This window comes from Streptomyces sp. CC53, assembly GCF_001865245.1.
GTDB lineage: Bacteria > Actinomycetota > Actinomycetes > Streptomycetales > Streptomycetaceae > Streptomyces.
In genome coordinates this window covers 1-1,547 of sequence record NZ_MKXB01000121.1, presented here as the reverse complement: position 1 = coordinate 1,547, position 1,547 = coordinate 1, and the positions used below count along the sequence as shown (strand labels likewise).

The following is a 1,547-nucleotide window of genomic DNA, read 5'->3' as shown; positions in this document are numbered from 1 at the left end:
CGGCGCGCCCGTCCGGGCCGCGGGGTACAACGGTGCGGTGCTCCAGGATCTGTTCACCCCCTCCGTCCTCCACGCCGTGGACCTCGCCGGGATCTTCGTCTTCGCGATCTCCGGTGCGCTGCTGGCCGTGCGCAAGAACTTCGACGTCTTCGGCATGGCCGTCCTCGCCGAGTTCACCGCCCTCGGCGGCGGCCTCTTCCGGGACCTCGTCATCGGAGCCGTACCCCCGGCCGCCTTCACCGACCTCGGGTACTTCCTCACGCCGCTCGTCGCCACCGTCCTCGTGTTCTTCCTGCACCCCGTCGTGGAGCGCACCCAGGCAGCCGTCAACGTCTTCGACGCGGCCGGGCTCGGCCTGTTCTGCGTGGCCGGGGCGACCAAGGCGTACGACTACGGGCTCGGTCTGACCTCCTCCGCCGCGCTCGGCCTCGCCACCGCCGTGGGTGGCGGCGTCCTGCGGGACGTGCTCGCCAACGAGGTGCCGTCCCTGCTGCGCTGGGACCGCGACCTCTACGCGGTGCCGGCGATCGTGGGGGCCACCATGGTCGTCCTCTTCATCCGGTTCGAGATGCTGAACCCTTTCACCAGTGGTCTGGCCGCGGTCACCGCGTTCGTCCTGCGGCTGCTCGCCCTGCGCTACCGCTGGCGGGCGCCGCGTGCCTGGAACCGCCGCTCCTCGGCCACCGAAGAACCTCCCCACGGGAAAGCTACCGCTTAGTATCCCGCTGTTGTACGGTGCCGTCATGGACAGCCAGTTCGACCGCGACACCGCGGTGACCCTCCGCACGCCGGACCTCTACGACGTGGAGCTCTCCGCCGACTGGACGATCTTCGGTGTCGTCAACGGCGGCTACCTGCTCGCCCTGCTGGGCCGCGCGCTCGGTGACGCCCTGCCGCACCCCCACCCCTTCACGGTGTCCGCCCACTACCTGGCGCCCTCGCTGCCCGGCCCGGCCGTCATCCGGACCGAGACCGTCCGCACCGGACGGAGCCTCTCCACCGGCCAGGCGTCCCTCTACCAGCGGGCCGAGGACGGCGCCGAGGTGGAGAACATCCGCGTCGTGGCCACCTACGGCGACCTGGACGGCCTGTCCGACGACGTCCGCACCACCGCCAAGCCGCCCGCCATCCCCCCGTACGAGCACTGCCTGGGTCCCGCGGACGCCCCCGCCCCGCTGCCGGGGTCCTCCGGGATCGCCCGGCTCCTCGACCTCAAGCTCGACCCGGCGACCGTCGGCTGGGCCGTCGGCGCCCCGTCAGGCAAGGGCGAGATGCGCGGCTGGTTCGGTCTGGCCGACGGACGGGACCCGGACCCGCTGTCCCTGCTGCTCACCGTCGACGCGCTGCCGCCCACCGCCTTCGACCTGGGTCTCGACGGCTGGACGCCCACCGTCGAGCTCACCACCCACATCCGCTGCCGCCCCGCCCCGGGTCCGCTGCGGGTCTCCATCACCACCCGCAACCTCGCCGGCGGCTTCCTGGAGGAGGACGCCGAAGTCTGGGACAGCGCCGACCGCCTGGTCGCCCAGTCCCGCCAGCTCGCCCGC

The 1,547-nt window shown here is 72.7% G+C and carries 2 protein-coding genes; both read left to right on the top strand.

Going from position 1 to position 1,547, the window contains the following annotated elements; genetic code table 11:
• Positions 1-37: 37 nt before the first annotated feature.
• Positions 38-718 (top strand): trimeric intracellular cation channel family protein, encoded by a 681-nt coding sequence (locus BJP40_RS11475; RefSeq protein WP_071263973.1) that lies wholly within the window; start codon positions 38-40, stop codon positions 716-718.
• A gap of 25 nt (positions 719-743) precedes the next feature.
• Positions 744-1,547, top strand: an 804-nt coding sequence (locus BJP40_RS11470; RefSeq protein WP_071280274.1) for a thioesterase family protein, incomplete at its 3' end; no start/stop codon positions are given.